The organism is Rhodovulum strictum (genome assembly GCF_009649175.1).
Lineage (GTDB): Bacteria > Pseudomonadota > Alphaproteobacteria > Rhodobacterales > Rhodobacteraceae > Rhodovulum > Rhodovulum strictum.
Genome location: NZ_WJPO01000021.1, coordinates 1 through 26362, shown reverse-complemented (window position 1 = coordinate 26362; position 26362 = coordinate 1). Strand labels below are relative to the sequence as shown.

Sequence of the window (26362 nt, the reverse complement as noted above, 5' to 3'; positions counted from 1 at the left end):
CAGAGGGACAATCCGTGCCGGGGACGAGACACCATGCCATTCACCGCACCCCGCGCTCGCGCAGGCGTTCGACTGTCACGAGCCCGCGGGTCAGCATGGCGTCGCGCATGGTGTTGCTGATCGTGCTGGGCGGCAGGAAACGGTCGGAGTTCACCAGATCGGCGTAGAATGCCGCCAGTTCGTCATCGCTCGGCCTGGGGCCATCGTCGCGCTTCCGGCGCCGGGTCTCTCCGTTGCCGGTTGCCGGACCCTTCTTCGCAACCGCCGCGCCGGTCTGCTTCAGGCGCTGGGCGGCGCGCTGCATCGCGCGGTCGAGCGCCTTGGGCCCATCGGGCGGTTCGGGATGATCGCGCCGAGAGGCTTCGGCGACAGCGAGGATCGCGTCCTCGTCGAGCCCCAGATCGTCGCGCCAGCGCCGGATATGTTCGCGGGGCGGCCAGCCCTGCCACCAACCGGGCAGGGCGGCGGGGTCTAGGCCCAGCGCCCGGATCAACTCCCCGAAGAATTCCTCGGAGATGGCCTCGCGCGCCTGCGCGCCCTCCTCCTCCTTTACTGGTTTTCTTAGAGGTTCCCTTACAGGGTTAGTGTCCGGATTCCGGACACGGCTTTCGGCATTTTCCGGACACGGCTCGGCCGGAAAATCGGACACGGTTCGGGCTGAACAACCGTGTCCGGAATTCAGACACGGCTCTGGCTCGACGGGCGCATCGTCCTCGAAAGGCGCTGGTTCCGAACAAGTTTCTCCGCCGTCCAGATTTCCGTGTCCTATTTCCGGACACGGGTCTGGCACATGCGGTGTGAAGCCCGGCTCGAAGCCCAGAATGTAGCGGGTGGGCATCTGCCGCTTGGTGACGGGATGCAGGCGCGGGACACGGCGCAGGAGCCCTGCCGCCTCGAGCTGACCGAGATGCTCGTTCAGTGTCGACCGGCTGATCTCGCAATCCTCGGCCAGCCGGTCCTGTGAAGGGAAGCAGCCGTAATCCGGGTTGAACCGGTCGCAGAGATGCCAGAGCACGATCTTGGTGGTCGGTTTCAGCCCGCGCTGCTTGATGGCCCAGTTGGTGGCCTCGTGGCTCATGGCGCAGGCCTCCGCACCGGGGCTGCGACACGCGTGGTGAACCCATGATCCGCCAGCGCGCCCAGCGCATCGTCGAGCGAGCGCACCATTGCCCAGCCGTGCCCCTGCGCCAGCACGGCATCGCGAAACGCCTCCTGGCTCGGGCTGAGCCGCCCCTTGAGGGATTTCAACTCGAGGAACAGGACGTGGCCCTCGCAGAGGATCATCAGATCGGCGAAGCCCGGATGGACGCCCATGCCGACGAGGATGGCCTGGCGTTTCGCGCCGCGCGGTCCGGCCTCGGTCACTTCGTTAGCGCAATGGTGGATGATGGCAGTGCGGGGCAAGGCAAAGCGCAGCGCCTGCAACACCGCGCGCTGCAGATCGGCCTCGGGTGTGCCACGGCGCTTCATCGGCGCACCTCCGGCGCATCATCGTGGTCGGCGCGATGGGCACGGCGATGCCTAGCCGGGCAGCGGGCCTCGATCACGAACAGGAGGGCGCGGGCGTCGCGACGCTCGGCCTCGGTCTCGCCATGCGCGCTCAGCACATTGCAAGCGAGCCGGACCAGGTGGTCCGAGTGATGCGCAACGTCGGCGATGACGGCGCGCGCCTCGGCGATGCGTGCCGCGGGCCAGGCTCGCTGGCTGTCGGTGGGGGCGCACGTGCCAGAGAGATGCGAGGTCATCGCCGGCCTCCGGCGCGGGCGCGGCGGGGCGCCGCATCCTCCTGCTTCTCCAGCCATTCGAGGACGGTTGTGCGCCGATAGAGGATCTTCCTGCCGGCCTTCACGAAAGGCGGGCCGCGCCTTGCGTCTGCCCAGCGACGAAGCGTTTCCTCGCAGACGCCAAGTTCGCGCGCGAGGTCTGTGCGGCTGATCCAGCCTTGCAACAGCGTGCCGCCCGGGGTGCCAGGCGCGACGGTACTCCCTTCAGGATGTGTCATCTGCTCTCTCCCGATTGTCGCCCGGAGCGGGCGAACGTGGTTTCCCAGCAGAAGCACAGGCCTCGGGGTGGCAGGGTGGCACTGACCGGCAGTGACCGGCAGTGACCTGCCGGACCCCGTGCCACCCCTTGTTTTATTGGCTTTGGCGATTTTCTTGCTGCGGTGCAGCGGAGCGGTCGCATTGGGAAGTTGCGCCTTTGCCGGGTGCCCGGACCAGGCCAGGAGCCGAATCCATCGATTTCGCGGACAATCGGCGATGCTGGCCCACGTTCAGGCGCATTCAGGGGTGGCAAGGGTGGCAATGGCCGGCAGTGACATGCCGGTTTCCGTGCCGGTCTCTGATTTCAAACGGGAATTTTCATGAAAGGCCTTATCGTGCCACGCTGCCCCGCTTAAGGCCACGCCATCGATCCGGCCAGGCTTGGGGGCGCCGCCGCGAAACCCCAATGAAACAAGGGGTGGCACGGTGGGGCGGAGCCATTGCCGGTCAGCGCCACCCTGCCGGTCGGGCGCGAGGATTACCTTGCCTGTGCCGCGAATCTACGCGTCATGGACAGGGAAAGGAGGTGCCTCGATGCCGAAACGGGTTCGTCTGACCGAGAAGGTGCTGCGCGACGCCATTCCTGCCGAGGGGCGTGATTACCAGATCTTCGATGACGATATCCGGGGCTTCGCGGTCTGCGTCTATCGCGGCGGTGGGCGCGCCTTCACCTTCGACTACCGCTTTGCCGGACGGCAGCGGCGTATGACATTTGCACGCTGGCCGGAATGGACGGTGACGGCCGCGCGCGACCGCGCGCGGGAATTGCGGCGCGATGTCGATCTTGGCCGCGACCCACTCGCCGAACGTGACCAGATCCGAGCCGCGCCCCGCGTGCAGGATCTGATCGACCGTTACATCAGGGAGCATGTCTCGCGGCTCGCGGAACTGAATGCTGCCGATCAGAAATCCATGATGACCAAGCTGGTCGCGCCGCACTGGGGCAGGAAGCTGGTCGCCGAGATCACGAAGGCCGATGTCGAGAAGCTGCTGGCCAAGATCGCCGAGGGTAGGGCGCGGCCCCACAAGGCCAAGCCCAACAACCGGGCCCGCAAGCTGCAACCCCATAAGCCCACACCCGTGCGCGCCAACCGCGTAGGCGAAGCCCTGCGCAAGATGTTCAACCTCGCCATCGAGTGGGGGATGCGCCCTGACAACCCCGCCAACGGCTTCCATCGGCGCATCGAGAACCCGCGCGAGCGGTTCCTGAACAAGGACGAGATCGACCGGCTCGCTGCCGCGCTGGACGCCGACCCCGATCAGCGCGCTGCCGGCATCATCCGGATCTGCATGCTTACGGGCGCGCGTGTAGGGGAAGTGCGCCAGGCGCGCTTCGAGCAGTTCAATCTGGAGCTGGGCGTCTGGTCGAAGCCCGCCTCGACCACCAAGCAGCGCAAGGTCCATCGCGTGCCGATCTCGGAGGATGTTGCTGCGATCGTCCGGCAGCGCCAGCTGCTCGTGCTGAAGGGCAGCCCGTGGCTCTTTCCCGGCGATGTGCCGGGGCAGCCCGTCAAGGAAATCCGCCGCTTCTGGATCAGGATCCAGAAGGCGGCGCAGATCAAGGATGTCCGCATCCATGACCTGCGGCACACCTTCGCCTCGCTGCTGGTCAGCGGCGGGGCTTCGCTCGAGATGATCGGCAAGCTGCTGGGGCACACCCAGATGCAGACCACCCAGCGCTACGCGCATCTTCTTGATGCGCCCCTGCGCGCCGGGCTGGACGCCGTGGCCAGCGCGGTGCGACCACGGCTGAAGATCGTGCATGATCAGGAAGCTGATCGGAAATCTGCCTGAGAGTAGCCGGGCCGTCAGGTCTTCGCGGGTGCCCTTGTGAGCCCGCGCCAGACCGGTGTGATCCGGCGGCGGATCGAGCGCTCGTCCGGCACCTCCCCGCCCTCCGACTGCGCCACGAACCATTCCTGCATTTCGGCCACAAGCTCGCCCTGCGAGGCGGGCAGGCCATTCTCGTGAATACGGAGCGTGAGAGCCTGCAGCATGCCCTCCCAATCATAGGGCGAGACCGAGCCGGTGCCGCCGCTCACGCGCGGGAACAGCTGGTTCTTCTCCTCGAAGCGCTGGACCTGCGGCCCGGCGATCAGAAGGTCGGCGACCGATACCTCCATCCCGTCGACCGGGTCCGTGATCAGCAGCCATTCGGTCTCGCCCCTGGTTCGGACGCGACGAACCCGGGAGTATTGTGGCCCGGTCCCGCACCGGCGGAACATCGGCAGGATGTCGAAGGCCGAGACGATCACCTCGCCCGCGACGATCCGTTCCCCGCAGCTGGCCGGCGGGATCCCGGTGACGATGTCGATGTTCCCGGTGGCGGACCAGCCTGCGATGTCGGCGATGGTGCAGCCCCAGCGCGCGGCGACCTCGTGAACGGTGAAGAACTCTCTTTGTGGCAGCTTCATGTGCGCTCCATTCTCTTGGACCCACACCTTGAAAGCCCGATGGGGGCCGGGTGTGGGGGTGCTTGTTGTCATCAAGAGCGCCGCCGTTGCGATTTATGGGAGTCGAATCGTCAAACGACTCGCGCTCCGGTTTATTATGACCTAGCCTCCCTGTCAGAACCTGCCGTGGATGGGCGCGCCGATGGCCTTCGAGAAGAGTCTTGATCTGATCCGCCTTGCCGAGATGGCGGCCGCCCGCCACCAGGGGATCAGCCTGGCCGATGTCGTCGAGGAGTTCAGGGTCAATCAGCGCACGGCCCAGCGCATGATCCGCGGCCTCGAGATGGCGTTCCCGAGTGTCAGATACACCACGGATCGAGAGCGTCGCCGCTGGTGGAAGCTCGGCGACACCACGCTGGTCCGCATGCAGGGCATCCGTGACAGCGAACTCGCAGCACTGGACATGAGCATCCGCCGCGCGCAGCGCGACGGGGCCGACCTTGACGCGAAGGCTTTGACGGCGCTGCGCGACAGGCTGCTCGCCCTGATGCCATCGTCGCATGCCCGGCGTGCGGAAGCGGATGCGGGCGCGCTCCTCGAGGCGCAAGGCTTCGCCTGTCGTCCAGGCCCCCGCATCCGGATTGCACCGATGATCCTCGGCAACATCGCTGCCGGCATCAAGGCGCCGTTCTCGCTGGAGATGGTCTACAAGGGGGCGAAGGATGGCACGCCCAAGCCGCGCAGGGTCGAACCCTATGGTCTCCTGCTCGGCACGCGGCAGTATCTCATCGCTCGTGACATCGACAACGGACGGGCCTATCGGCGGTTTCGCTTCGACCGGATCGTCGAGGCCACGATCACGGGGCAATCCTTCGTCCGCGATCCCGACTTCGACCTCGATGCCTTCGCGGCCGAGGCGTTCGGATCGTTCCATGCGGATGCGGAGTTCGGTCCTGTCACTTGGCGGTTCACGCCCAGCGCGGCGCCCGTCGCGCGCGAGTTCGAGTTCCACCCCACCCAGCAGCTGACCGAAGAACCCGACGGCAGCCTGCGCGTCGAGTTCACCGCTTCAGGCTGGATCGAGATGGTCTGGCACCTGTACAAATGGGGGAATCAGGTCGAGGTGGTCGCGCCGGAAGCGCTGCGCGCGATGGTGGATGGGTTTCAGCGGGAGGATTTGGGGGTGCTGCCATGACGCTCGGAGAAAGGAAAACTTGTGCGACTGGCTAAGTTGAGTATTCGAAATTTCCGTAATTTTCAGGCGATCGATATTCCGCTGGCGGGGAATGTAGTACTATTAGGCGAAAACCGCGTGGGAAAGAGCAACCTCCTGTACGCCGTTCGACTTGTCCTCGATGCGACCCTTCCTGATGCTGCGCGCCAACTCAAGCTCACCGACTTCTGGGATGGCTGCGATCTCGCCGCCAATCCGGTGATCGAAGTGCATCTCGACTTCGCAGCTTTCGACGATGACGATGCCTTGGTTGCGTTGCTGACAGACTTTCGTACGGCGGCCGATCCGACCGTCGCCCGTTTGAGCTATGTTTACCGGAAGAAGGCGGAGGTCGCGGGAGCGCCACAATCGAGTGAGGACTGCGAGTTTCTGGTCTATGGCGGCGGCGATGAAGCCCGTGCAGTGCAACCGCGTGTGCGCCGACGGATCGCGATCGATCTTCTCGACGCCTTGCGTGACGCCGAGGGTCAACTGGGGTCGTGGCGCGCATCACCGCTCCGACCTCTGCTCGAGGATGCGGTTGCCGCCGTTAATCGCGCTGAACTCGAGGGCGTTGCGAGCGATCTCGAAACCGCGACGCGGAAGCTCGAGGGCTTTCCTTCGATTCAGGCGCTGGAGGCTTCATTGCGTTCAGGCATCCTCGATCTTGCCGGAAATGCCCATGACATTGACGCACGTCTCCGTTTCGCGCCCGCTGATCCGCTTCGGCTGTTTCGCGCGATCGCTATGTACATCGACGGTGGCAAGCGGACGTTGTCGGAAGCCAGTCTCGGTTCGGCCAATGTAGCACTCATTGCTTTGAAGCTCGCCGAGTTCGCGTGGCGCCGCGCCAAGAACGAGCGAAACTATTCGCTGCTGAGCATTGAGGAACCGGAAGCCCATCTACATCCGCAGCTGCAGCGCGCTGTGTTCGACAAGCTATTCAACGCGAGCGATCCGGCTCAGGCGCTGATCGTCACCAGCCACTCACCGACTCTAGCAGCCGTCGCTCCGCTCCGCTCTATCGTTCAGTTGCGCGCGCAGGCCGGTGCCACATGTGCCTATTCACTTGCTCAACTGCCGGTTACGCCTGACGAGCTCGACGATATTGAGCGCTACCTGACTGCGACTCGCTCGGAGCTTCTGTTTGCGCGTGGCGTGCTCTTCGTCGAGGGTGATGCCGAGGAGGCATTGGTCCCGGTTTTCGCAGACGCGCTCGGTAGAAACCTGGACCGGCTCGGTATCACCGTTTGCAACGTCGCGGGCGTCAATTTCAGCCCCTATGTTAAGCTCGCGGTCAGCCTTGGACTCCCGTTCGCCGTCATCACTGACTGGGATCCGCTCGATGGGACCAAGGTGCCACTCGGCCTGACACGCGTGCTCGACATACACGATGACCTCTGTTTTGTTACGGGCCAGCCAAAGTTGACGTTGGACGACCGGGCACACTGGGAAAAGTCTGATTTCGAAGCCTTCAGCGCCGCCTGGGCAAAGTTCGGCTATTTTCTGAACGACCGGACCTTCGAGATCGCGGTGGCAGCAACACCCGGCCTACGGACCGCTTTGCTCGACATCCTCAATGAGCAAAAATTCGGGAAGACTCGGACAGATAGGATAGCTGCATGGCGAGCGGGAACTCCGGTCGAGCCCGCGTATCTGCTCGCCATGATCGCGGACATAGGTAAAGGGCGCCTCAGCGCCAAACTCGCGAAGAAAATGCCGTTAGGGGTCACCCCGCCGCCCTATATTTCCGCCGCCATCGCCTTTGTCGCCGACCGTGTCTAATCAACGAGCACTCGTCGAGGCTCTGGCCGAGCTCGACCTTAATCCTGAACAAAGCATCGCGGTTCGCGAGCGTGGGCACTGCGTCGTACTGGCCGGCCCCGGAAGCGGTAAGACTAAGACGCTTACAACCGCTATGGCACGGGCGCTCGTCGAGGACGTGGTTGACCCGCGCGGGGTCGCCTGCATCACCTACAACAATGAGTGCGCGATTGAGCTTGAGACTCGGCTCGCCCGTCTTGGCATCCATACAAGCGACCGCTGCTTCATCGGAACCGTCCACAGTTTTGCTCTTAATCAGGTGATCATGCCCTATGCGCGCTGCATTCCGGGGCTGCTACCGCCCGAGTTTCGCGTGGCTGACACGGCCGAGCGGCGCACAGCTGTCGAGACAGCCTACCGTGCGGTGTTCGGGGATCAGTTCGATCCCCATGAACGCTGGCGTTTCGCCGAGGAGAAGCGGCGGTGCGATATCGATCGAACGCTGCAGGCGTGGCGCGCGCGAAACCCCGAGCTCGCATCCTTCATCGAAGCTTACGAGGCTGATCTGCGCCGCCGCGGCCTCATTGACTTCGACGATATGCCGCTGATTGCCTTTCGCATGATTCAGTCGCGTCCTTGGATCCGCGAAGCGCTACGCGCCCGCTTCCCCATCATCTTTGTCGACGAGTATCAGGATCTAGGCCACGCGCTCCATGAGTTGGTGCTGCTGCTCTGTTTCGAGGGCGGTATGCGGTTGTTCGCGGTGGGTGACGCCGATCAGTCGATCTATGGCTTCGCTGGCGCCAACCCCGAACTCTTGCAAAGCTTGCTCGCGCGACCGGGTGTCCGCGCAGTACGACTTCGGTTTAATTATCGCTCGGGTGCAAAGATTATCCGCGCCTCGCTAGGGGCCTTGGGCGAGGAGCGCGACTATCGCGGACCCGACGGTGCACCGGAGGGCGATCTCGCCTTCTGGAAGGTCAAAGGCGGACATGACGCCCAAGCAGGTGCGATTGCGACCACGATCCTCCCGAAATTGCTTGAGCGCCATCCCCATGAAGAAGTCGCAATTCTATATCGCGCTGCTTGGCTTGGCGACAAGATCGCCGCTGCGCTCGACGAGAAAGCCATCCCGTATGTTCGCACCAATGGCAACGCGTTAATCAAGCGTAGCTCGCGCTTGGCGCGCTTCGTCGAGAACTGCGCTGCTTGGGTTGCGGGCGGCTGGCGCGATGCGGACCCACCTTATGCGCGGCTACTCGGCCAAGCGCTCGCTCTGGTGTTCGGTGGACGCGCGAGCGACGCTGAGGAGCAAACCGTCTCACGTCAGCTTATCTCCTTTCTGCACAGCGGCGTCGGCGCCGGCGAGAGCGCGCACGCTTGGCTGCAGCGATTTTCGCGCGAGTTGCTCCCACCTTGGCGCGCGGTGGCGCGCAACCCACAGCACGAGTGGGAGGTGCTGGCCGAACTCATCTCGAAGACGGACCCCGCGCAAGACAAGGACATGCCCCTCAACATCTTCGCAGGGCGAACAGAGGGCAGCGGGCGCGTGAGCCTCAGTACATTGCACAGTGCCAAGGGGCGTGAGTTCGACGCGGCCATCCTCTACGGCATGAATGCGGACGACATCCCGTCCCATCGCGACAGAAAGTCTCCCGCGGCGTTGCGCGAGGCCCGACGGCTCTTCTATGTCGGCGTCACCCGTCCACGCAAAGAACTCGCGATCGTCTTTCAGGAAGGCAACCATTCGCCATGGGTCGCCGAGCTGTCGCGCCGTAGCAAGGGAGAAGCATGACGGATTGCCGAAACGTCAGTGTGCTGGGGTTAAAGCGATTGCCACCCGCGGAGTATCGAAACTTGGGCAGTCACCATGCGTTGCCGAGATTGCGTTGAGGAGGATTGTGCTCGCGCATCGTCAATGCACCAAGCTTGGCCGCTGGGCCTTCCCAATGGACTCTGTGGCCGCAGCAAGTTCGAATGGACGGTCTTGACAAATCGGCACCGCATCCAGGCCGCACGTTCGATTGGCACCTGAAGGCCGGGTGCGTCGAAGAGGCAGTCATAACGAAGAGGACATCTCGCGATCAAGGTCGGGCAGGATAGGGTTGGCGCTACATCAACACCACATCAACCCGCGAATGCTGGTTTCGTACCCGGTTTGCGGTTGAATGTCGGCGAATGCATCTGAATGCTGGGCCAGAATTTTCGCGATATCAAAGGGTTGCTGGCTAAGTGGCTGTATTCTCTAAGTTATTGGAATCGCTTGGATATAGGCTCATAACCTGAAGGTCGTAGGTTCAAATCCTACCCCCGCAACCAAATTTTCTAACAAGATATCAAAGACTTAGGCCGATGCAGGGCGCCCCAAGGGGCGCTTTTTGCGTTTGCAACACCGAACAACATCTTTCCGCGCGATTCCAAAGGCTTACAGCCGTTCCGATTTCTTCCGTGCAACACCCATGCGACATGGAAGCCATCAGATGTTCGCGGGACGTTCCGTGTCCGATTGAACTTGATCTCCGAGCAAACCAGAGCCGTCATGTCCTCGTAACCGACTCGGGGACGATCATGCCCAAGACAAACGACGCCGCGGCGGACGCCTTCATCGCCGCCAAGATCGAGATCGACGCCATGCTGGCCCGGCTGATGGCGCACAGCGCCGACCACTTCGGCTACAGCCCCGAGGAGGTGAATTGGGGGCATGTCGGCACGCTGGACCATCACCGCGCCCCCCTCCGCGAAATCACCGACATGGCGTTCCGCGAGGGCAAGCACGTAGAATGACATTGAGGCGCGAGATCGTCATTCCCGAGAACGCGTTGTAATCCGCAACGCGATGTTGTGGGCAGATTACGCAGCCACGGTCCCGACGCCATCCAGCCGCACCGCAACGCTGGTCGTGCCGTTGCCCGCCGCCTCTGCCGCAATGCCCACCGGGAAGCGCCCGGCGCCCGGTACGTTGATGTTCTTGGCCGTGTTGTCCCACGCGACACGCGTGCCGACCGTCACCACGGCGGCTGACGCCTTCGGAAGTTGGTAGACTCCCGTGGTCCCTAGTTCGACGGGATCGCCCTCGGCCGAGGAATAGGCGGCGATGCCGAACAGGCCACCGATGATCAATCCCTCGCCCGATGCGATGCCGCCCGCAGGTGCGGTCACGCGGATGATGTGCCCATTCTGGATGAAGTTCTGCATGGTCAGAGCCCTTTCGAAGATTGGATGCGGACCACGGCGATGTGCGCCGTGGTGCCGGTGATCTGGCGGTTCAGGTCGCCCAGCGCGGCCGCCATTTCCGCGTCGCTGGCATAGGTGACCCGCTTGCCGTCGTATTCGACGGTGCGGACGCCCTGATAGCGGGCGGCCATCAGGGCATCGCGCCAGGCGGTGAGTTGGGCGAGGTCGGCCATGGTTATGCCCCAGGGTTCTGGAACCAGCCGCGGTGGTCGATGAAGCCTGCGCCGAAATCGAGGATCACCCGGATTTCCACGCCGTCGACATCCCAACCCGACCGGCTTTCCACCTGCGGCCCTTCGTTGCCCGAGAGATAGGCGAACTCCAGGCCGTCGATCTCGCCGGGGTCGGCAGTGACATACCAGCGGGTAGCACTCGTCAGGCGGGGTTCGACCACCAGCGACATCGCGCCCGAGAACGGGTTCACATCGGCGGCGGTGACGGGCGCGATGGTGGCCAGCCACTTCTCGGCCACCGTCTCAAGCGCGGGCGGGACCAGCAGGTTCTTCGGTGTCACGCGGATGATGCGACCGTCGATCCCCTTCTGGGTGCGCAGCGCCAGCCGGGCTGCGGACAGGGTGGCATCGGAAATCACCGCGCCACTGGCCGCCTTGTTGCCGTGATCGACATGGAACAGCGCCTTGGTGTCCGACAGGGTCGGGCCGTTGCCGCTGTTCGCCTCCAGCAGGGTGACGAGGATCCGCGCCTCCGTTTCTGCCGCCCCTTGGCCCATGCGGCGGGCGAGGTCCGAGAAGGTTCCCAGATCGTCGTTCACCAGCACCTGCCTGGTGATGCCGATCTTCCTGGCCCAGGTCTCGATCTTGTAGGCCTCGCGCGCCTCGGCCATGGTCCCGGCCTTGATCTCGCCGTGTTCGTTCAGCTTTTCCAGCAGAGGGGCTTCGCCCAGCATGATCTTGTTCACAGCCCGGAAATCCCGAGCCGAGGTTTGGCGACCAAGGCGGCGGATGCCGGAGGGCGCGGCCTGGTAAGCATCGCGCAGCACCCGGCCCACGGTGTTGCCGAGGATGATCGGGAAGTCCGAGGTCGTGTGCAGGGCTCGGGTGACGAGGCTCGCTGGCGACAGCGCCATGGTGGACTCGCCGCGCAGGGTCAGCAGTTCCTTGGCCATGTCCACCGGCGTGGCATAGGCATAGCGCCGCGCCGGTTCGCTCAGGTCATGGCGTGGGTTGATCCGGGCATAGAGAGCTTCGCCCATCTGGCGCGCGCGCAGGGCCGGGTCATCGTGGCTGTCGCCCATCTCGACGCGAACCTGTTCGGTGCGGATCGTGGGTGCGCTGCGGGTCGCCAGCGCCTCGAAGGCAGCACGACGCGCGGTGTCGGCATCGGCGGCAGCGTCGATCTGGCCGTCGATCCAGGACTGGTCAAGCCCGGCGATGCGGGCGATGGAGCGGATCTCGGTGTTGATCGCGGCGCGGGTCTGCGCCTCGGGCGGGGCGGGGGTGATGGTGGTGTCGGTCATGTGGGTCTCCATGCGGATGCGGGCACCCGGGTCAGCCGGGGTGGGGACAAGGGAAATCTCGTGGGGCGTCCAGTGCACTGCAGTCAGCACGCGCGCGCCGTTCTCGGTGGTCTCGGACCATTCCTCGACCGAATAGCCGACCGAGACATGGCGCAGGATCCCGGACAGGACGTCCTGCCAGAGCGGTTCCACCTCTGGTCGGGCCGAGAAGCGGATCAGCGCCGTGCCGCGCTGGCCATCGACGGCGGCGGACTGGACGCTGCCCAGAACATCGCGGACGGCGGATTGCCGGTGTGCATCCAGCACGCTGGCTCCTTGGAGGCGCGACAGGTCCACTGCCTCGGGCGCAAGGCTGAGGCGTTCGATGTACTGGCCAGCCATGTCGCGGCGGCGCACGGGCGCGCCGGTGGACCAGATCACCTCCACGGTGCGAGCGTCGCGATCGGCACTGGCCGGTGCCAGGTCGGCGCGGCGGGTGAGTAGGCAAACGTTGCCGTTCCCGACGTTTGATTCCATCGGTGTCGGGATGATCGTGGTGTCATTCATCGGGGATGTCCTCCTTCTCGACAGGCGGCGCACCAAAGCTCAGGCCCAGCGCGTCGGTGCGCGCCTTGTCGGCGGCAATCTCGGCATCGACCTGTTCGGCGTCGTAGCCCCGTTCAGAAATCGCCTGGGACCGGCTCTTGAGCCCGGCGTTGATGGCGAGGATCTCGGCCTCGACGTCCTTCTTGGGATCGACGTAGTCGAATTTGGGCGGCAACCATTCGCAGGCGAGATATGCGGCCGGATCGCGGTCGAAGTCGCGGGCGGGCAGATCGCCGGTCAGCACCGCCAGCCGCACGAAGCGGTCCCAGACCGGGCGGCAGAACAGATGCACGACGACATTGTGCTGCAACTGTTCGACCCGGCGCCGGAACTCGATCAGTCCGGCGCGGATCGAGGAATAGGTGACGCCCTCCAGATCGCCCGAGACCAGTTCGTAGGGCAGGCCCATCCCGGCGGCCACGGCGCGCAGGTGGTTCTTCACGAAGGGCGCATAGGCGTCGTGCTCGGTCGGATTGGAAAACCGGATGTCGGTGCCCGGCGGCAGCGGGATCAGGCTGCCGGGCTCCATGCCAACGGTGAGCGCGCCGCCGGTGTTGCTCCCGGAAAGCCCGCCTGCCGTGCCATCGGGATCGGTGATGAAGCCTGTGAACAGCGCCCCGACCTTGGCCTTGACCAGTGCGGCATCCTCGAACTGGTCGAGCTCGTGCAGGCGCAGCAGGACCGGAGCGAGCCAGGTGATGCCGCGCAACTGGCCCGCGGCGAGCGGCTTGAACAGGTGCAGACAATCGCTGGCGGGGATGCGCAGCGGGTCCAGCCGCAGGGAGGTCAGCGGATCGCCGGGCCGGTCGCGCATCACCCAATAGGCGGTGCGCTGCCCAACGGCGTTGAACTCGATGCCAGCTCGGATGCGCGCCCCGCCGCCGAGGTCGCGGTGCAGGTCCAGCGGCACCTGGTCGCGGTCCAGCAGGTCGATGTGGAGGGGAACAGAAGGGGAGTCGGGCACCACACGCAGCCGCGCGAAACTCTCGCCGCCCTCGACCATCGTCCGCACGGCCATCGCCTGTAGCCCGTAGAAATCAGCCAGCCCGCCCGGATCGGCTTGATCGGTCCAGCGCAGCCACAGCATTTGCAGTCGTTCCCGCACCGCCCGGTCGGGATGGGTGGATTGCGGCTTGATCCCGGCGCCGACGACATTGCCCACCAGGCTGTCCACCGCTGCCGCGACCCACGGATTGTTGCGCGCATACCATCCGGCTCGTCGCGCCGCCGTGGTCGCGCCCGCGAGGATCGCCGTGTTCAGCCCGTCGACCGTCCGCGCCCCCTCCCAACGCCGACCGCCACCCGCAGCGTCAAAGCCGCGCGTGCGCGTGAGACCGAGAAGGCGATGAAGGAGCGTCCGCATTGCGCGGAGTGTCTCATGCGCGGCGTCTCCGGGGTATCAGAGCCGTTGGGAAAGGCTGGGGATGATTGGAACTAACCTTCGATCACCACCCAGCAGACTGCCAAGAGATATAGTGACGTAGAAGTGAAAGGTAGACATGCTGATATGTCTTGAGGCCAGAGTTGCGCTGAGAATCTTGGCCAGCGTATTTAAAAAGTCACACAGATTGTTGCCAGAAGCCAGTATCTATCGACTTCCAAAGGTACCGGGCAAGGAGCGAACGATAAGGACTCGCACCGTCAATGTCCCACTCCTCTGCGCCCACTTCAGTGTTTGCGCATGCAGCCTTTATTGCGCGAACAAGAGTGCCATCGGAAGCAGGAAAGACATCAGGATTTCCGAAATATGAAAGCCCGAGGATATCAGCGCTCCACCGCGACAATCCCCAAAAGCCACTTACTTCACGAACCAGACTTTCATGGGCGAGAGTCGGCCAATCGGAGAAGCGGGCTGGATCAGAATCAAATGCAGTTCCAAAATTAATAATTGCAAATGCTTTTCTCCTACTGATTCCGCATTCCATAATCTCTTTCTCTGTCAGATGCCACGGCTTGGAATTCCCTGTTCCGATAGCTTTTGCAATCAATCTTGAAAAAATGACATCGGCAGATGGCCCGGAGAGCATCTGGGAAACGATAATCTCAGTTACCGCCAGCGGAATTTCAACCTCTTGCTTTGTGGGAAGTTCAACTGGTGATAGCTGTGAAAACATTTCACGCAAATGGGGAAGCTTTAAGGACAAGTGCGTGAGAGCGTCTTGGTGCATCCGGAGCCTCCGTTCGGCTTGTTCCCTCCGAGCAGAAGACCTATCGCGAATCTGCGCCGTCGTCTACGCGTTGCAGGACGCTTGCGCCAGGTGCGAGTTGCGTGTCGTGCTTCGAGGAACTGATCGCCATCCAGCGCTGCCCCGTGATGTACTTTTGGAATCGACACCGTGCTTGGTCTGGCGTTGCGGTGGGCCGCTGGGGCATGCTACAGATGGGGTCGGTCGTAGAGGAGTGCACCATTTGCTGACCCATATTGATCTTTTTGCAGGTGCAGGTGGACTGTCGACGGGGCTCGAAATGGCTGGGTTTAGCAGCCTTTTCGCCAACGAGATCTCACCCAGCTACGCAGAGACGCTCAAGAACTCGCATCCCGGTACCGAAGTCGAGACTGGCGACATCCGTGAAGTCGATGCCGGTAAGATTCGTCGTCGGCTGAGCCTTGCAAAAGGGGAGCTAGATCTGTTGGCCGGCGGGCCACCGTGCCAAGGCTTCAGCATAAATGCTCCTAAGCGGTCGCTTGAGGATGAGCGTAACCACTTGTTCAAAGACTATTTGCGGTTTGCTGAGGAGTTCTCACCTAAGCTTATTCTAATTGAGAACGTTCCTGGCATGATTTCATTCGAGCGTGGGCAAACCGTTCAGGAGATCCTAGCGGCCCTCCGCTCGTTAGGTTATCACGCCGATGTTAGAGTTCTTTTCGCTCCTCACTACGGGGTTCCGCAAGCGCGCTGGCGTACAATAATCTTGGCGAACCGTATTGGCGTCGAGCCATTAGAGCTATTTCCAATCCCGAAGCATTTCGCTGAGGGGAGAGCAAACTTCACAACGACCTTGTTTTCGCGATCCGTTGTCCTTGATTTGGCTTTGGTGAAGGCGACGGCCAATCGCTCCTTTGTAACCGTAGGCGATGCGATCTCTGATCTTCCCCAAATTGAGAATGGCGGTGGTGACGAGCTGTGTGATTATCTGACTGGTCCCCAAAGTGATTTTCAAGAAAGATTAAGAATCGCTGGTTCGAAAGTTTCAAATCACCAATGTGCGCGCCTTGGTAAGGTGAACTTAGATCGCTTGAAACATATTCCGCCAGGAGGTTCTTGGAGGGACATTCCCCATGACCTTCTTCCAAAAGGCATGAAGCGAGCGCGCCGCTCGGATCACACCAAGCGTTATGGACGGCTTCATCCTGAGCAACTTGGAAGCACGATCCTCACCAAGTGCGACCCGCACTGGGGAACATACATCCATCCTAACCAAGATCGAGTGTTGAGCGTTAGAGAGGCCGCGAGAATCCAGTCTTTTCCAGACCATGTTCGGTTTTTTGGTTCGCTAACGGAGCAATATGAACAAGTTGGAAATGCAGTCCCGCCGTTGTTCGCCTGCGAAATAGGTCTGAGATTGAAGGAAAGTTTGGGTTACAGAGATGAGGTCATCGATAATTCTGGGCGTCAAAACTCGCCTTGGATGTCGAGTCAATTGTCTCTCGCGGTTTAATAGAGCAGAGACTTTAGCTTGCTCTCAAGTGCTGCAGGTGCTCCATCTTCCGTATTGCTTGAGAATGCAAAAACGATGTTTGCCAACGAATGATGCTTTACCTCATTTAGTACTAACCCGCGTATTTTTCCAGCGGGGACGTTTCCTCCTAAGGAGTATGTGAATACCGTCAGATTATCCTTGGAGTGGTTTGATTCTTCCTCAACATCTCCCAGGATTTCGTCAAATTTTTCATAGACAATCTTTGGTAGGACAAAAACAAATGCTATGCATCTGCTCATGTGGTGGTAGACGTTCCCTTTTCGAATAATTTGGGGGATGAGTCGCTTATGAACGTTCGCCCAATTCAAGCCGTGCCCGGCTGGCGGAATATAGTTTACACGGCTTCCGTCGCGCAAATTCTTGTAAGCAGTGAAGTTTTCTCGGTAGTTTCCTGTGATGTCGATGCTTTGGACCTCCAGCGCTGCAAAGTCGATGGGAACCAATCTACCTGAAGTGTTGCGATATCGTTGGAGAATCCAGTCAATGGATAGCTTTCCATTTGAGTTTATGGTTACTTCACTCCCCGAGTTTTGACCAAATGCAACTACGCATTCTTGATGTTTGAGCGCCTTCCTCCGAAGGTCGTCTGTTGTCCCGCCAACTATTAACGGGATGGCATCACCCCAGATCTTCGACTTTACGTGCTGAAACGGCTCATAGTTATTGGCATAAAGGCGCTTTGGGCAGATTATGACTTCAGCTGACCCTAACGTAACGGCGCACGTTCCATATGTCTCAGACCGATCGTGATTTGTTTTGGTGCAGGCTCCAGGCACAAATGGGCATTGGCGGTCCTTAAAGAAAGAAATGCTTTCTGCGGTTGTGTCATCAGGAGCAAACCCGAACATCTCTACGATATCTTTGCCGGACGAGCGCATGCTTCCGCCTTTCTAGTAGTCCTCCAAGATGAAATCAGAAGCGAGGTTCTGGCACAAGAGGTCTTGGCTTTGCTCTGATCGGCGCTTAACGATTTGTGGCCGTTTCGAGTGCTTGCGACTTGATGCTCAGCGTAGGACCCATTGTGATCGAATGATGTCCCGGTTTGATGCGGTAACGCGTCCCGCATGAGCCTCCACCTCCTCGTTCAACCGCATCCCCATGCTGATCAGGCCATGCAGGGCGGCGTGGGCGTAGACGAAGGTGTCGAGGGCCTCGTTGCGTTCGCCGTCGCGCTTGGGTTGCCAAGAGCGGATGGGGCGGCCCTTCTCGAAGCGGGTGACGATGCGTTCGGCGGTCAGTTGCCGGAAGTAGTCGGCGTCGAGGCGGCGGGGGAAGTGGATGGCGCCGGGGCCGGGTTCGGTCAGTTTCAGGCGAGCATAGACCGCGTCCTTCACGGCATCGACGCCGACGATGAAGAGCGGGATCTTTGCCTTGTTGCTGCGCGTGGGGCGGCGCGGCCAGACCGGGATGCCGGGGCCGCCGCGACCCTTGATCGCCCAGACGCGGCGAGCAAGGCGGGTGCGGCAGAATTCGTAGGCCATCTTGGTGTGATGCCCGCCGGTGTCCACCGCCACGGCGCGCACGGGGAGGTCGCCATAGGTGCCGTTGAGCACGCTATCCAGATCAGACCAGAGGCGCGGGCCCGAAGGATCGCCCCACAGGACGCGGTAGTCGGTGACCCATGCTTCCTCGTCGCGGCCCCAGCCGACGATCTGCACCTCAATCCGGTCGCCCTGTACGTCGACGCCCGCCGTCAGCACGGCCACGCCGGGGGCAAGATCGCTGCCCCAATCCTCGCGTCGCGCCATCAACGGATCAGCCGGAACGGTGTCACCCGCCTGGTCCTCCCAGGACTCGCCCAGCTTGGTATTGACCCAGACCTGCAGGCGCGCGGGATCCTTGGCCACGCGGGCGTGCTCCTGCGCGATCTCGGCCCATGTCTCCCACGGGGAATAGAGCGACGACAGGTGGAACCCTGCCGTGCGGCCATCGCCCAGCGCAGTCGGGCGCCATTCTCCAGCGGCCAGCAGGCGAGGCTTGTCGTGTTCATGATGCACGCCGCCGCAGGCTTCGCAGACCAGATAGGCGCCGTCGCGCTGCCCCTCGGGCCACCGGATGCGCGCCCAGGTGATCGGGGCCATGGCGCCGCAATGCTGGCAGGGGACGTGGAAATACCGCTGATCGCTGTCGAGATAGGCCGCCTCGATGCGGGAGTGACCTTTCAGGGTCGGCGTGGACACCATGTAGATCTTGCGCCGTCCCCGGAAGGTGGTGGTGCGCTGAATGGCCAGATCGACGGGATCACCCTCGCCATCGGCATCGCCGGGATAGCCGTCCACCTCGTCGAGGAACAGATAGCGCACCGGGGTGGATCGCAGCCCCACCGCGCTGTTGGCGCCGGTCATCACCAGCTGGCCGCCGGGAAAGGATTTGCGGAACAGGCTGTTCCCCGCATCACGGGAACGGGGCGCGGAGACCAGATCGCGTAGGGCAGGGGTCGCCTCGATCAGCGGGTCGATACGCACGGTGGTGTTGCGCCGCACCATATCGAGCGAGGGCATGACCAGCATGGCGATGCCGGGGGCGTTCTGGATGATGTAGCCGAGCCAGTTCAGCCCCGCCTCTGACCCGCCGGTCTGCGCGCCTTTCATCAGCACAACCCGTTCGTAGGGGCTGGAGGTGGACAGCGCGTCCATCACCGCGCGCAGATAAGGCGTGCGATCCGTGCGCCACCGGCCCGGTTCCGCCGAGGTCGGCGGCAGGATGCGATGGCGGTCGGCCCAGTCCGACACCGGGATCGGCGGTTCAGGGCGTATGCCGCGCCGCCAGGCAAGGTCGATGTCAGGCACCATCGCCAAAGCTCCCCAAGGGCAGGTCGGCCAGGTGTTCGAGATGCTCGCGCATCATCCGGTCCAGCGCGGCGAAGGTGGCGCGCGGATCGGCCCCGACCTCGGCCGCCAGCAGGGGCGCCGTGCGCTGCACCCAAGCCATGTGCGCGTCGCGTTCGGCACGCGCGCGGGCGAAGACGGTGCGGGTGGCGGCGGCGGTTTCCACCAGCAGCCCCTGTTCCTTCTCGAAGGCCAGCTTGGCGCGTTGGACCTTCACGATCTCATGTAGCCGCTTGGCCTCGGCCAGCGTGGTGGAGACGCGGGCAGGGGTAGGGCTGACACCACCTTTGTTGCGGCGGGCGGGGTCGAGGTTGTCCTCAATCCAGGCGAGGCCTACCGCCACGTCGATCCGCCCGTCCGCGCGCACCGGCAGGCCCTCGGCCACCAGCTGCGAGATGCGCCCCTTGGTCAGGCCGACGCGGGCGGCGAAGGCGGTCTTGGTCTCGGCGCTGTCGAGTTTAGTCATTTCCGCCCCCTGACGCTGGCGGGCTTATGCGCTGCGCTCCCCCGCATACGAATTGGCCCGGGAGGAACCAACGCTTTCCCGACCCTTCCCGATTGATGCCTGTCAGGCCTGTCCGCGCGGTGCGGCGGATGACGCAAGAATGACGCAGAAATGACGGGCTGCGGGGCGTAAGTCTCTGATAGTGTTGAGATGACGCACCTGTCCGGGGAACATTCTATATAGGGGGTAATCTGACCCTTCAGGGTTGGGTGGTTTTCCCCTTCTATCAAAAAGGTTGAAGCCAAGTGCGTCATCTCAACACTTTCAATGGGTTGCGGCTGAAAGTCCGTCATTCTTGCGTCACCACTGCGTCACTGTGATGCCGAGGAAGAACCGGCCTGCGCTGGTGCGCTTGTGCTGGATCCCCGCCACCTGCGCCTGGACGCGCTGCACGAAGCCGTTGATCGCGGGGATCTTCTCGGGCTTGAACCCCTCGGCCTGCGCCCAGTTCTGGAAGCGGAGGTGCGCATCGCGGGTCGCGAGCATCGGGCCGCCGTTCACGATGGGCACGACCTTCACGCAGGCGTCGATCCATGCCAGCACCGGGTCCTCGCCCAGCACCCACTCGATCAGCGCCTCACGGCAGCTTTCCGGGATGGCGAAGTTGCGCTGGCGGATCAGCCGCGCAGCCCCCTCGACCGCCCATGCCAGCAGCAGGTCGGCTTCCTCGGAGGCGATGCGCTTGCCGATATCCTCGATGCGTTCTTCGAGGGGGATGGTGCGGGTGAAGGGGATCAGCAGCAGGCGGCGCTGCACGCCCCGATCAACGCCGCCCTTGAAGCTCGGCAACTGGTTCGCGGCGAACAGGTTCTGCGCCACAGAGCGGAACTCGACCCGACTCTTGTAGACATCGCGCCCCTCGATCGGCTCGCCGGTGACGACGGATTTGAAGATGTTGGAGGCGATGGCTTCCGGCGACAATTCGTCGGAGGCGTTCAGGAGTTTCCCGACCAGCCCGGTGACATGCCGCTCGTCGCCCATCTTGGCAGCAGGAACGCAACAGATGGCGCTGGCGGGCAAGAGGCCGCGCGCGAGATCGAGGATCTGGCTCTTGCCGTTCTCGGCGGTCTTGCCATGCAGGACGACGGCACGCGGCTGGACTAGGCGCGTTGCATAGCCCAGCGCGGCCGATCCGCAGACTTCGGCCAGAAGGTCGCATTTGGCCTGCGCGTCAGAATCGCCCTTGAAGCTGCCGGTCAGCAGACGGCGCAGCATCGAGCCTTCGGGCGGGATACCAGCGGTGCCGGGGGCCCAGCGGCCGGGCAGGGTGTGGCGGCAGCGGTGATTGCGGTGATGCGGTTCCAGATGCGGCGTGCCGGTCGCATCGAAGCGCAGGAAGCCCGAGGCGCAGTTGATGCCAGCGGGCGGGGTGTCGAAGAAGCCGGGTTCGGCGCAAAGGGCTGCACATTCGTTCAGGACGGAGTTGACGCGGGTCTGGGTCAGCTTGACGTTCGAGGGCTCGCCCGCGGGCGTCTCGAAGCTCGCGCCGTCATAGGTGTGGACGGGCAGGCGCAATTCGTGGGCCGGGATCGCCTCCCAATGGGTGCCAATGTAACGCCAGAACTCGCCCTCGGCATGCACGATGCGGCCATGGCGTTCGGTCAAATCCTCGCGCACACGCTTCGCCATCTCCACGTCCGACCCGATGTAGAGGCGCTTGCGGCCCTGCTCGGCCTGGTCCGGGCGGAACAGGTCAGCCCCGGCGATCCGGTTGCGAATGGCCTCCTCGCCCTCGCGCAGCAGTACGTCGTTGAAGTCCTGATCCTCGGGTGGTGTCGCGACCCTCACCGTCAGCCCGCGCAGGGCGAGGGCGGTGGCGGCGCGGGTGATCATGCCCTCGGCCTTGCTGCCGGGCGCGTCGCCATCGCGGGCGATGATCACGGTGGCCTTCTCGGGAACGGGCGCGCGGCCGATGTTCGAGACGCCGAGGCAGGCCCAGACCTCCTGACCCGTGGACTGCCAGACCGACAGCGCGGTTTCGACACCCTCGCAGAGCACCAGAGGTTCGCGGCCGGGCAGGCGCACGGCGGAACGTTCGCCCCAGCCTTCGACCGCCTTGTTGGTGCGCTTGACCGGATTGACCGGGGCCTTTTTGCCCTCGGCTGTCAGATAGACCTGCTGGATCGCCAGCACCTCGCCCGCCGCATCGGTTGCCAGCGCGACCATCGCACCATAGCTACCATAAGCATTCCGGCGAAAGCGGATGCAGTCGGGGGGCTGAAGGGCGATCCCGCGCCCGACCAGATAGCTGTGGACGGGTGTGCCATTCGGAACCTCGGTCTGGCGCAGGATCTCGGCGACCTTGGCGGCAAGTTCGGCTTCCGACAGTTCCACCGTGCGGACCGGGCCGGATGTCGGGGCCTTGGTCGTGGCCGGTTTGGCGCTGGTCCAGGAGGCAGGCATTTCCGCATCGCCCAACCAGTTGCGCGCCCAGTCCCATGCATCCTTTTCGTCCATCCCGAAGTGGTGACGGATCAGTTCCGGCCCGGCGCCGCCCGTTCCGGCCTCATGGTCATACCAGCGCCCGGCATCTTTCCCCGAGATTTCCACCGCGATGCTGCCCTTGGTCCCGAAGCGCAACTGCTGCGCGCTGGACAGGGCGCGGTTCGGGGTGCCGAGAAGTTCCACGGCAAGATCAGCGATCCGGTCGTTCAGCAGTTCCGCCACCCGGGCCACAGATATGCGCCGGGATGTACGACCTTTGCGCTTGGGCGGCACGTTGTTGAAGTTGAGCGGATTGTCCTGAAGGGTCATGGGGCGGGGGTTCGCTGTGCATCTGATGGAAATGGAGCCCGCGACCGGATCGCGGACCTCAGGACATTTGCGGCTGCCGTCACTCGCCCGGGGTGAAACGCTCCTGCTGCGCGATCCAGTTCAGCAGCGTGCTTTTGCGGGCGCAGATCACCGAACCCATCTTGAAGTGCGGCATGCCCCTCGGGGCCTCGCCAGTCAGGTAATAGACCTTGCGGCGGTGCTTTACGTCGCCGAACATGAACCTCGCGATCTCGTCCGCGCCGCGAAGGAGGTCATCGCCGAGCGTCACTTCGGTTGCGGTCTGCTGAAGGTTTTCGACGGGGCCGGGGTGTTTGGTCATGGCTGGGTCTCCTTTCTAGCGCAGGGCTTCCTGCAGGAAGTGGGCGTCAAGTCCGTGGAGGCGGCGCCAAGCCGCGCGAACCTGCATGCTGATGTTGATGCTTGCGATGCTCAGCGCGTTGGCGCGGGTCGCGATGGCGAATCTGTAAAGCTTCGAAAAATGTTCGACCTGATCCGGCGTGTAGTTCGCAGCTAGCTTCTGTCGGCCCTGTTGATGGCCAAGCAGCCACGGCAGCATCTGGAAGGTGTCCTTCGATTTTGCGTAACCGATGATGAGGTCTGCCCTTCCTGGTGGCGCGTCGGGGAAGATGGTGGCGAAAAGAGGCGGCACACGCAGGAACAGGAACTTCCGGTCGATCAGGTCGAGATGCCAGTCGTCCGGCGATGATCGGATCAGCACGCCTGATTCTGGCGAGATGGTCCCCGCAATCGAGGCTGTCAGCGCGGACCATGTGCTCCGTTGCGTCTTTGCCATGGCCTCGGCCACGATCCGGATGTTCCAGGCGAAGTGCTCGCTGATCGCGGCACCGATCGAGGCGATGAGCACATCCTCCTCGCGCCACATCCGCTTGAAGCCGCCGTGCTCCTTTGGGGTTTTCTGCGCCTGAATGGCACCGGCAGCTTGCAGGACACGTAGGCTCGGCAAGGGCATCCCCGATGCCGCCACCGCTTCCGCGTCGCCATGAAAGAGCGGTTCGGGCGCTTCCGCACCGCTCCGTTCGCTGGCTGTCATTGTCATGGGCTCCGATCATGAACTAGGGCTTTACACGCGCAACAATCCGTTGCAAGTGCATCTGAGACGGTTCATATCGCCATTAACGGGCTTTGACAACTGGTCCCGTTTCTTACGCTCACGGAGGGAAATGATGGCCACAATCCGCAAACGCACGCTGCCCTCGGGCCTTGTCCGCTGGCAAGTGGACTTCACCGACCAGGCGGGGAAACGGCGGTCCAAGCTGTTCCCGCGCCGAAAGGATGCGGACGTCTATCTGGTCAAGGTCCGCTCGCTGGTCGCCAACCACACCTATCTGGCCGACAGCGACAGCACGACGGTGGCCGAGGCTGCGAAGGCGTGGCTCGACCATTGCGAGGTGCGCTGCAAGACCGGGCGGCGGATGGAACGCTCCACCCTGCGCGGCTACAGCGACTACGTGCGCCTGCACATCGCCGCGCCCGAGATCGGCATTGGCGACAAGCTGATCGCCCAACTGACCCGCCGCCATGTCAACGAGTTCCGCGACCGCTTGCTGCTGAACGGCAGATCCGAACACCTGACCCGCCGCGCGCTGTCAGTGCTGAAGTTGGCACTGGACCACGCCATCGACAACGGCCAGCTGTTCACCAATGCCGCCCAAGGCGTGCGGGTGATCAAGTCCAGCCGCATCGAGCATAAGGCCCCGGTGCCGACCAAGGAGGCGATCCGCGCCCTGATCGAGGCCGCCGACGAGGGTTTCAAACCGCACCTGATCGTCTCGGCCCTCGGCGGGTTGCGCGCGTCAGAACTGCGGGGCCTGCGCTGGCAGGACGTGGATTTCGAGAAGGGCTTCATCCACATCCGCCAGCGCGCTGACGCCTACAACCAGATGGGCGAGCCGAAATCGCGGGCCGGGTTCCGCGACATTCCGGCCGGGCCGATGGTGCTGAACGCCCTGCGCCGCTGGAAACTGCGCTGCCCGAAAAGCGAACTGGGGCTGGTGTTTCCCGCGCCGAAGGGCGGCATCCTGCAGCACACCAACACGCAGGCCCGCTTCCGCAAGCTTCTGGAACAGGTCGAGGTGACGATGCGCTGGCACGACCTGCGCCACTTCGCCGTGTCGCTATGGATCGAGCAGGGCTTCTCGATCAAGGAAGTGATGACCTTCGCCGGCCATTCCTCGATCCAGATGACCATGGAACGCTATGGCCACCTGTTCCCCTCGCCCGACCACCAGAAGGCCATGGCCATGGTCGAGGCGAAGCTGCTCGGCTAAGCTGTTGCCATGACGTGGAAGCCTGAACAGACCCTCGCTGATTTCGCCACCGCTGCGCGGCTGGCTGGCGTCATGCTCGCGGCTGGCGATATCCGCATTGAGGCGTTACCCGCGCCCCACGCACCGCCCACGCGGCTGCCAGCGGGGACCATGGCCGTCTATGTCTTCACCCACGGGTCTGACGTGCTGAAGGTGGGGAAGGTCGGCCCCAAGAGCCAAGCACGCTATACCAGTCAGCACTACAACCCCGGCAGTGCACAGAGCACGCTCGCGGCCTCCATCATCGCCGATGCCGACCATATCGGCCTGGGCGAGGCGGATCGGGCCGAGATCGGAAACTGGATCCGGACGAATGTGGATCGGGTCAACATCCTGCTTCCGGCCCACCTCGGCGTTCCGGTCCTGACGCTGCTGGAGAGCTTCCTGCAATGCCGCCTGCGACCGCGCTACGAAGGCTTCAAGAGCCAGCGCGGATGACACGTCTCGCGGATTCCCGTTTCTTCACAGATGTTTGCGGCTGTTCCGTGCGACACGACGCCGACGTTGCGATGTCGCGAATCCGCTAACTGTCAGAAATAAAAAAGTTATTCCTGATTACAGGGTAGCCCTCATAACCTGAAGGTCACAGGTTCAAATCCTGTCCCCGCAACCAGTTTTTCCAATATTATCAAAGACTTCAATCCCGAGCGAAACACTGGGGATATAAGTCAGCGCGTTTACATCAACGCCACATCAACACCGCAACCGAATTTTGACATTCGGCAGCACCCGACGACACACACCAACATCCGCCGCCACAGAAGCCCCCCTCGTGGGGGCTTTCGTCGTTTCGGGGGTCGCGAGGACGCGCTTCCATTACGTCCTGCAATTGTCCTCGTGCCTTGCGGAAATCCACTGGCCAAGGGTCTTCACCCCTGACGCGGTGAACCCCGTCGACATGGCGTCCGAGATCCGATGCATCATCGCCCGGTCGACATGCGTGGTCGACTTCGCTGGCCAGGATGACCGGAAGTGCCCACAGGCATAGCTGAAACCTGCCGCCCAGTCGCGTGCAGCCATGCTGCTGCGCCCGGACATCGCCAAGGCGAATTCGGCCGGGTTCTCCGCCCGCTCCACGCAAGCGTTGGCGCGCATCAGGATCAGATCGGCGAAGCGCTGGATGCTGTCCGGCGTCAGGCTGGCCACGGCGCTGCCGAGGATCTCGGGAAGCCACTTGTTCGGCGCGATCATCTTCGGTAAGCGCAGCCTGACCACCCTTCGGCTTGCCGCGTGACTATTCAGCGAAGTTCCAGGGCATAAGCTCGGCGATATCGCTCTGCATGTGCTGGTCGAGGATCTTGCGGAGGGTTGCCGCGATATAGGCTTCGGGGTTCACGCCGTTCAGGCGGCAGGTTCCGATCAGCGAGGCGATACGGGCCCAGGTTTCCGCGCCGTCGATAGAGCCCGCAAATAGCGCGTTCTTCCTTGTGAGGGGAATTGGCCTGATCGAATTCTCGACGCCGTTGGTGTCCATCTCGAGCCGGCCATCATCGAGGAAGCGGGTCAGGCCGTCCCAG

26 protein-coding genes are annotated in these 26362 nt (G+C 63.0%); 8 read left to right on the top strand and 18 right to left on the bottom strand.

The genetic code is table 11. From position 1 onward, the window contains the following. Positions 1 to 40 precede the first annotated feature (40 nt). Genes GH815_RS12945 through GH815_RS12930 form a run of 4 tightly spaced genes read right to left on the bottom strand, consistent with a single transcriptional unit; the run spans position 41 to position 2002 of the window. Entirely contained in the window at positions 41 to 1078 is a 1038-nt protein-coding gene (locus tag GH815_RS12945) for a helix-turn-helix domain-containing protein (RefSeq protein ID WP_153749194.1), read from the bottom strand. After that, positions 1075 to 1470, bottom strand: a complete 396-nt coding sequence (locus GH815_RS12940; RefSeq protein WP_153749193.1) for a VRR-NUC domain-containing protein — start codon at positions 1468 to 1470, stop codon at positions 1075 to 1077. The genes GH815_RS12945 and GH815_RS12940 overlap by 4 nt, the downstream gene beginning before the upstream one ends. Continuing rightward, the gene (locus tag GH815_RS12935; protein ID WP_153749192.1) at positions 1467 to 1745 is read right to left on the bottom strand and encodes a hypothetical protein; all 279 of its coding nucleotides are present in this window, start codon (positions 1743 to 1745) and stop codon (positions 1467 to 1469) included. The genes GH815_RS12940 and GH815_RS12935 overlap by 4 nt, the downstream gene beginning before the upstream one ends. Continuing rightward, the gene (locus GH815_RS12930) at positions 1742 to 2002 is read right to left on the bottom strand and encodes a helix-turn-helix domain-containing protein (protein WP_153749191.1); all 261 of its coding nucleotides are present in this window, start codon (positions 2000 to 2002) and stop codon (positions 1742 to 1744) included. The genes GH815_RS12935 and GH815_RS12930 overlap by 4 nt, the downstream gene beginning before the upstream one ends. Positions 2003 to 2576: 574 nt before the next feature. Here GH815_RS12930 and GH815_RS12925 point away from each other — a divergent pair. Further along, positions 2577 to 3836 (top strand): tyrosine-type recombinase/integrase, encoded by a 1260-nt coding sequence (locus GH815_RS12925; protein WP_153749190.1) that lies wholly within the window; start codon positions 2577 to 2579, stop codon positions 3834 to 3836. Between the two features lie 14 nt (positions 3837 to 3850). Here the strand turns inward: GH815_RS12925 and GH815_RS12920 are convergent, their stop codons facing one another. After that, positions 3851 to 4456 carry a hypothetical protein gene (locus GH815_RS12920; RefSeq protein ID WP_153749189.1) on the bottom strand — a complete coding sequence of 202 codons (606 nt, stop codon included), beginning with the start codon at positions 4454 to 4456 and terminating at the stop codon, positions 3851 to 3853. A gap of 169 nt (positions 4457 to 4625) precedes the next feature. Here GH815_RS12920 and GH815_RS12915 point away from each other — a divergent pair, with 169 nt between their 5' ends. The 4 genes from GH815_RS12915 to GH815_RS12900 all read left to right on the top strand — a co-directional run bounded on the left by GH815_RS12915 (position 4626) and on the right by GH815_RS12900 (position 10196). Then, positions 4626 to 5630, top strand: a complete 1005-nt coding sequence (locus GH815_RS12915) for a helix-turn-helix transcriptional regulator (protein ID WP_153749188.1) — start codon at positions 4626 to 4628, stop codon at positions 5628 to 5630. A gap of 21 nt (positions 5631 to 5651) precedes the next feature. Then, on the top strand, positions 5652 to 7433 hold the full coding sequence (locus tag GH815_RS12910; protein ID WP_211365081.1) for an AAA family ATPase: 1782 nt from the start codon (positions 5652 to 5654) through the stop codon (positions 7431 to 7433). Then, positions 7426 to 9207: an ATP-dependent helicase gene (locus GH815_RS12905; RefSeq protein ID WP_343030865.1), complete on the top strand. Its 1782-nt coding sequence runs from the start codon at positions 7426 to 7428 to the stop codon at positions 9205 to 9207. Before GH815_RS12910 ends, GH815_RS12905 begins: the two co-directional genes overlap by 8 nt. Positions 9208 to 9980: 773 nt before the next feature. After that, complete coding sequence (locus tag GH815_RS12900) at positions 9981 to 10196, top strand: hypothetical protein (RefSeq protein ID WP_153749187.1); 216 nt, start codon at positions 9981 to 9983, stop codon at positions 10194 to 10196. Positions 10197 to 10262: 66 nt separating this feature from the next. Here GH815_RS12900 and GH815_RS12895 read toward each other — a convergent pair whose 3' ends face one another. From GH815_RS12895 to GH815_RS19215, 5 genes are all read right to left on the bottom strand, one after another. Continuing rightward, the gene (locus GH815_RS12895; protein WP_153749186.1) at positions 10263 to 10607 is read right to left on the bottom strand and encodes a DUF2190 family protein; all 345 of its coding nucleotides are present in this window, start codon (positions 10605 to 10607) and stop codon (positions 10263 to 10265) included. Positions 10608 to 10609: 2 nt separating this feature from the next. Then, positions 10610 to 10819 (bottom strand): phage head-tail joining protein, encoded by a 210-nt coding sequence (locus tag GH815_RS12890; protein WP_153749185.1) that lies wholly within the window; start codon positions 10817 to 10819, stop codon positions 10610 to 10612. A gap of 2 nt (positions 10820 to 10821) precedes the next feature. After that, positions 10822 to 12669 (bottom strand): prohead protease/major capsid protein fusion protein, encoded by a 1848-nt coding sequence (locus tag GH815_RS12885; protein WP_407072180.1) that lies wholly within the window; start codon positions 12667 to 12669, stop codon positions 10822 to 10824. Continuing rightward, positions 12662 to 14071 carry a phage portal protein gene (locus tag GH815_RS12880; RefSeq protein WP_153749184.1) on the bottom strand — a complete coding sequence of 470 codons (1410 nt, stop codon included), beginning with the start codon at positions 14069 to 14071 and terminating at the stop codon, positions 12662 to 12664. Before GH815_RS12880 ends, GH815_RS12885 begins: the two co-directional genes overlap by 8 nt. Positions 14072 to 14267: 196 nt before the next feature. Further along, complete coding sequence (locus GH815_RS19215) at positions 14268 to 14876, bottom strand: DNA glycosylase family protein (protein ID WP_246176422.1); 609 nt, start codon at positions 14874 to 14876, stop codon at positions 14268 to 14270. A 241-nt stretch (positions 14877 to 15117) separates the two neighbouring features. On the opposite strand from GH815_RS19215, the gene GH815_RS12870 reads away from it, so the two are divergent. Then, complete coding sequence (locus GH815_RS12870) at positions 15118 to 16368, top strand: DNA cytosine methyltransferase (protein WP_246176421.1); 1251 nt, start codon at positions 15118 to 15120, stop codon at positions 16366 to 16368. On the opposite strand, the gene GH815_RS12865 is transcribed toward GH815_RS12870, so the two are convergent. The 6 genes from GH815_RS12865 to GH815_RS12840 all read right to left on the bottom strand — a co-directional run bounded on the left by GH815_RS12865 (position 16365) and on the right by GH815_RS12840 (position 23569). Next, entirely contained in the window at positions 16365 to 17288 is a 924-nt protein-coding gene (locus tag GH815_RS12865) for a NotI family restriction endonuclease (RefSeq protein WP_153749182.1), read from the bottom strand. The genes GH815_RS12870 and GH815_RS12865 overlap by 4 nt on opposite strands. A 126-nt stretch (positions 17289 to 17414) precedes the next feature. Further along, a complete protein-coding gene (locus GH815_RS12860; protein WP_343030858.1) occupies positions 17415 to 19142 on the bottom strand; it encodes a phage terminase large subunit family protein in 1728 nt (575 codons plus the stop codon). Between the two features lie 49 nt (positions 19143 to 19191). After that, positions 19192 to 19704, bottom strand: a complete 513-nt coding sequence (locus GH815_RS12855) for a hypothetical protein (protein WP_153749181.1) — start codon at positions 19702 to 19704, stop codon at positions 19192 to 19194. A gap of 339 nt (positions 19705 to 20043) precedes the next feature. Beyond that, positions 20044 to 22497 carry a DUF7146 domain-containing protein gene (locus GH815_RS12850; RefSeq protein ID WP_153749180.1) on the bottom strand — a complete coding sequence of 818 codons (2454 nt, stop codon included), beginning with the start codon at positions 22495 to 22497 and terminating at the stop codon, positions 20044 to 20046. Positions 22498 to 22576: 79 nt separating this feature from the next. Next, positions 22577 to 22837 carry a hypothetical protein gene (locus GH815_RS12845; protein ID WP_097031896.1) on the bottom strand — a complete coding sequence of 87 codons (261 nt, stop codon included), beginning with the start codon at positions 22835 to 22837 and terminating at the stop codon, positions 22577 to 22579. 15 nt (positions 22838 to 22852) lie between these two features. Continuing rightward, the gene (locus GH815_RS12840) at positions 22853 to 23569 is read right to left on the bottom strand and encodes a hypothetical protein (protein WP_153749179.1); all 717 of its coding nucleotides are present in this window, start codon (positions 23567 to 23569) and stop codon (positions 22853 to 22855) included. 133 nt (positions 23570 to 23702) lie between these two features. Here GH815_RS12840 and GH815_RS12835 point away from each other — a divergent pair, with 133 nt between their 5' ends. Both GH815_RS12835 and GH815_RS12830 read left to right on the top strand, forming a co-directional pair. Further along, complete coding sequence (locus GH815_RS12835; RefSeq protein ID WP_153749178.1) at positions 23703 to 24806, top strand: site-specific integrase; 1104 nt, start codon at positions 23703 to 23705, stop codon at positions 24804 to 24806. A gap of 9 nt (positions 24807 to 24815) precedes the next feature. Further along, the gene (locus tag GH815_RS12830) at positions 24816 to 25283 is read left to right on the top strand and encodes a hypothetical protein (RefSeq protein WP_153749177.1); all 468 of its coding nucleotides are present in this window, start codon (positions 24816 to 24818) and stop codon (positions 25281 to 25283) included. Between the two features lie 378 nt (positions 25284 to 25661). Here the strand turns inward: GH815_RS12830 and GH815_RS12825 are convergent, their stop codons facing one another. Both GH815_RS12825 and GH815_RS12820 read right to left on the bottom strand, forming a co-directional pair. Beyond that, positions 25662 to 26036 (bottom strand): UPF0149 family protein, encoded by a 375-nt coding sequence (locus GH815_RS12825; protein WP_153749176.1) that lies wholly within the window; start codon positions 26034 to 26036, stop codon positions 25662 to 25664. Positions 26037 to 26079: 43 nt separating this feature from the next. Beyond that, on the bottom strand, positions 26080 to 26362 hold a 283-nt coding region (locus tag GH815_RS12820), incomplete at its 5' end, for a transposase domain-containing protein (RefSeq protein WP_153749175.1).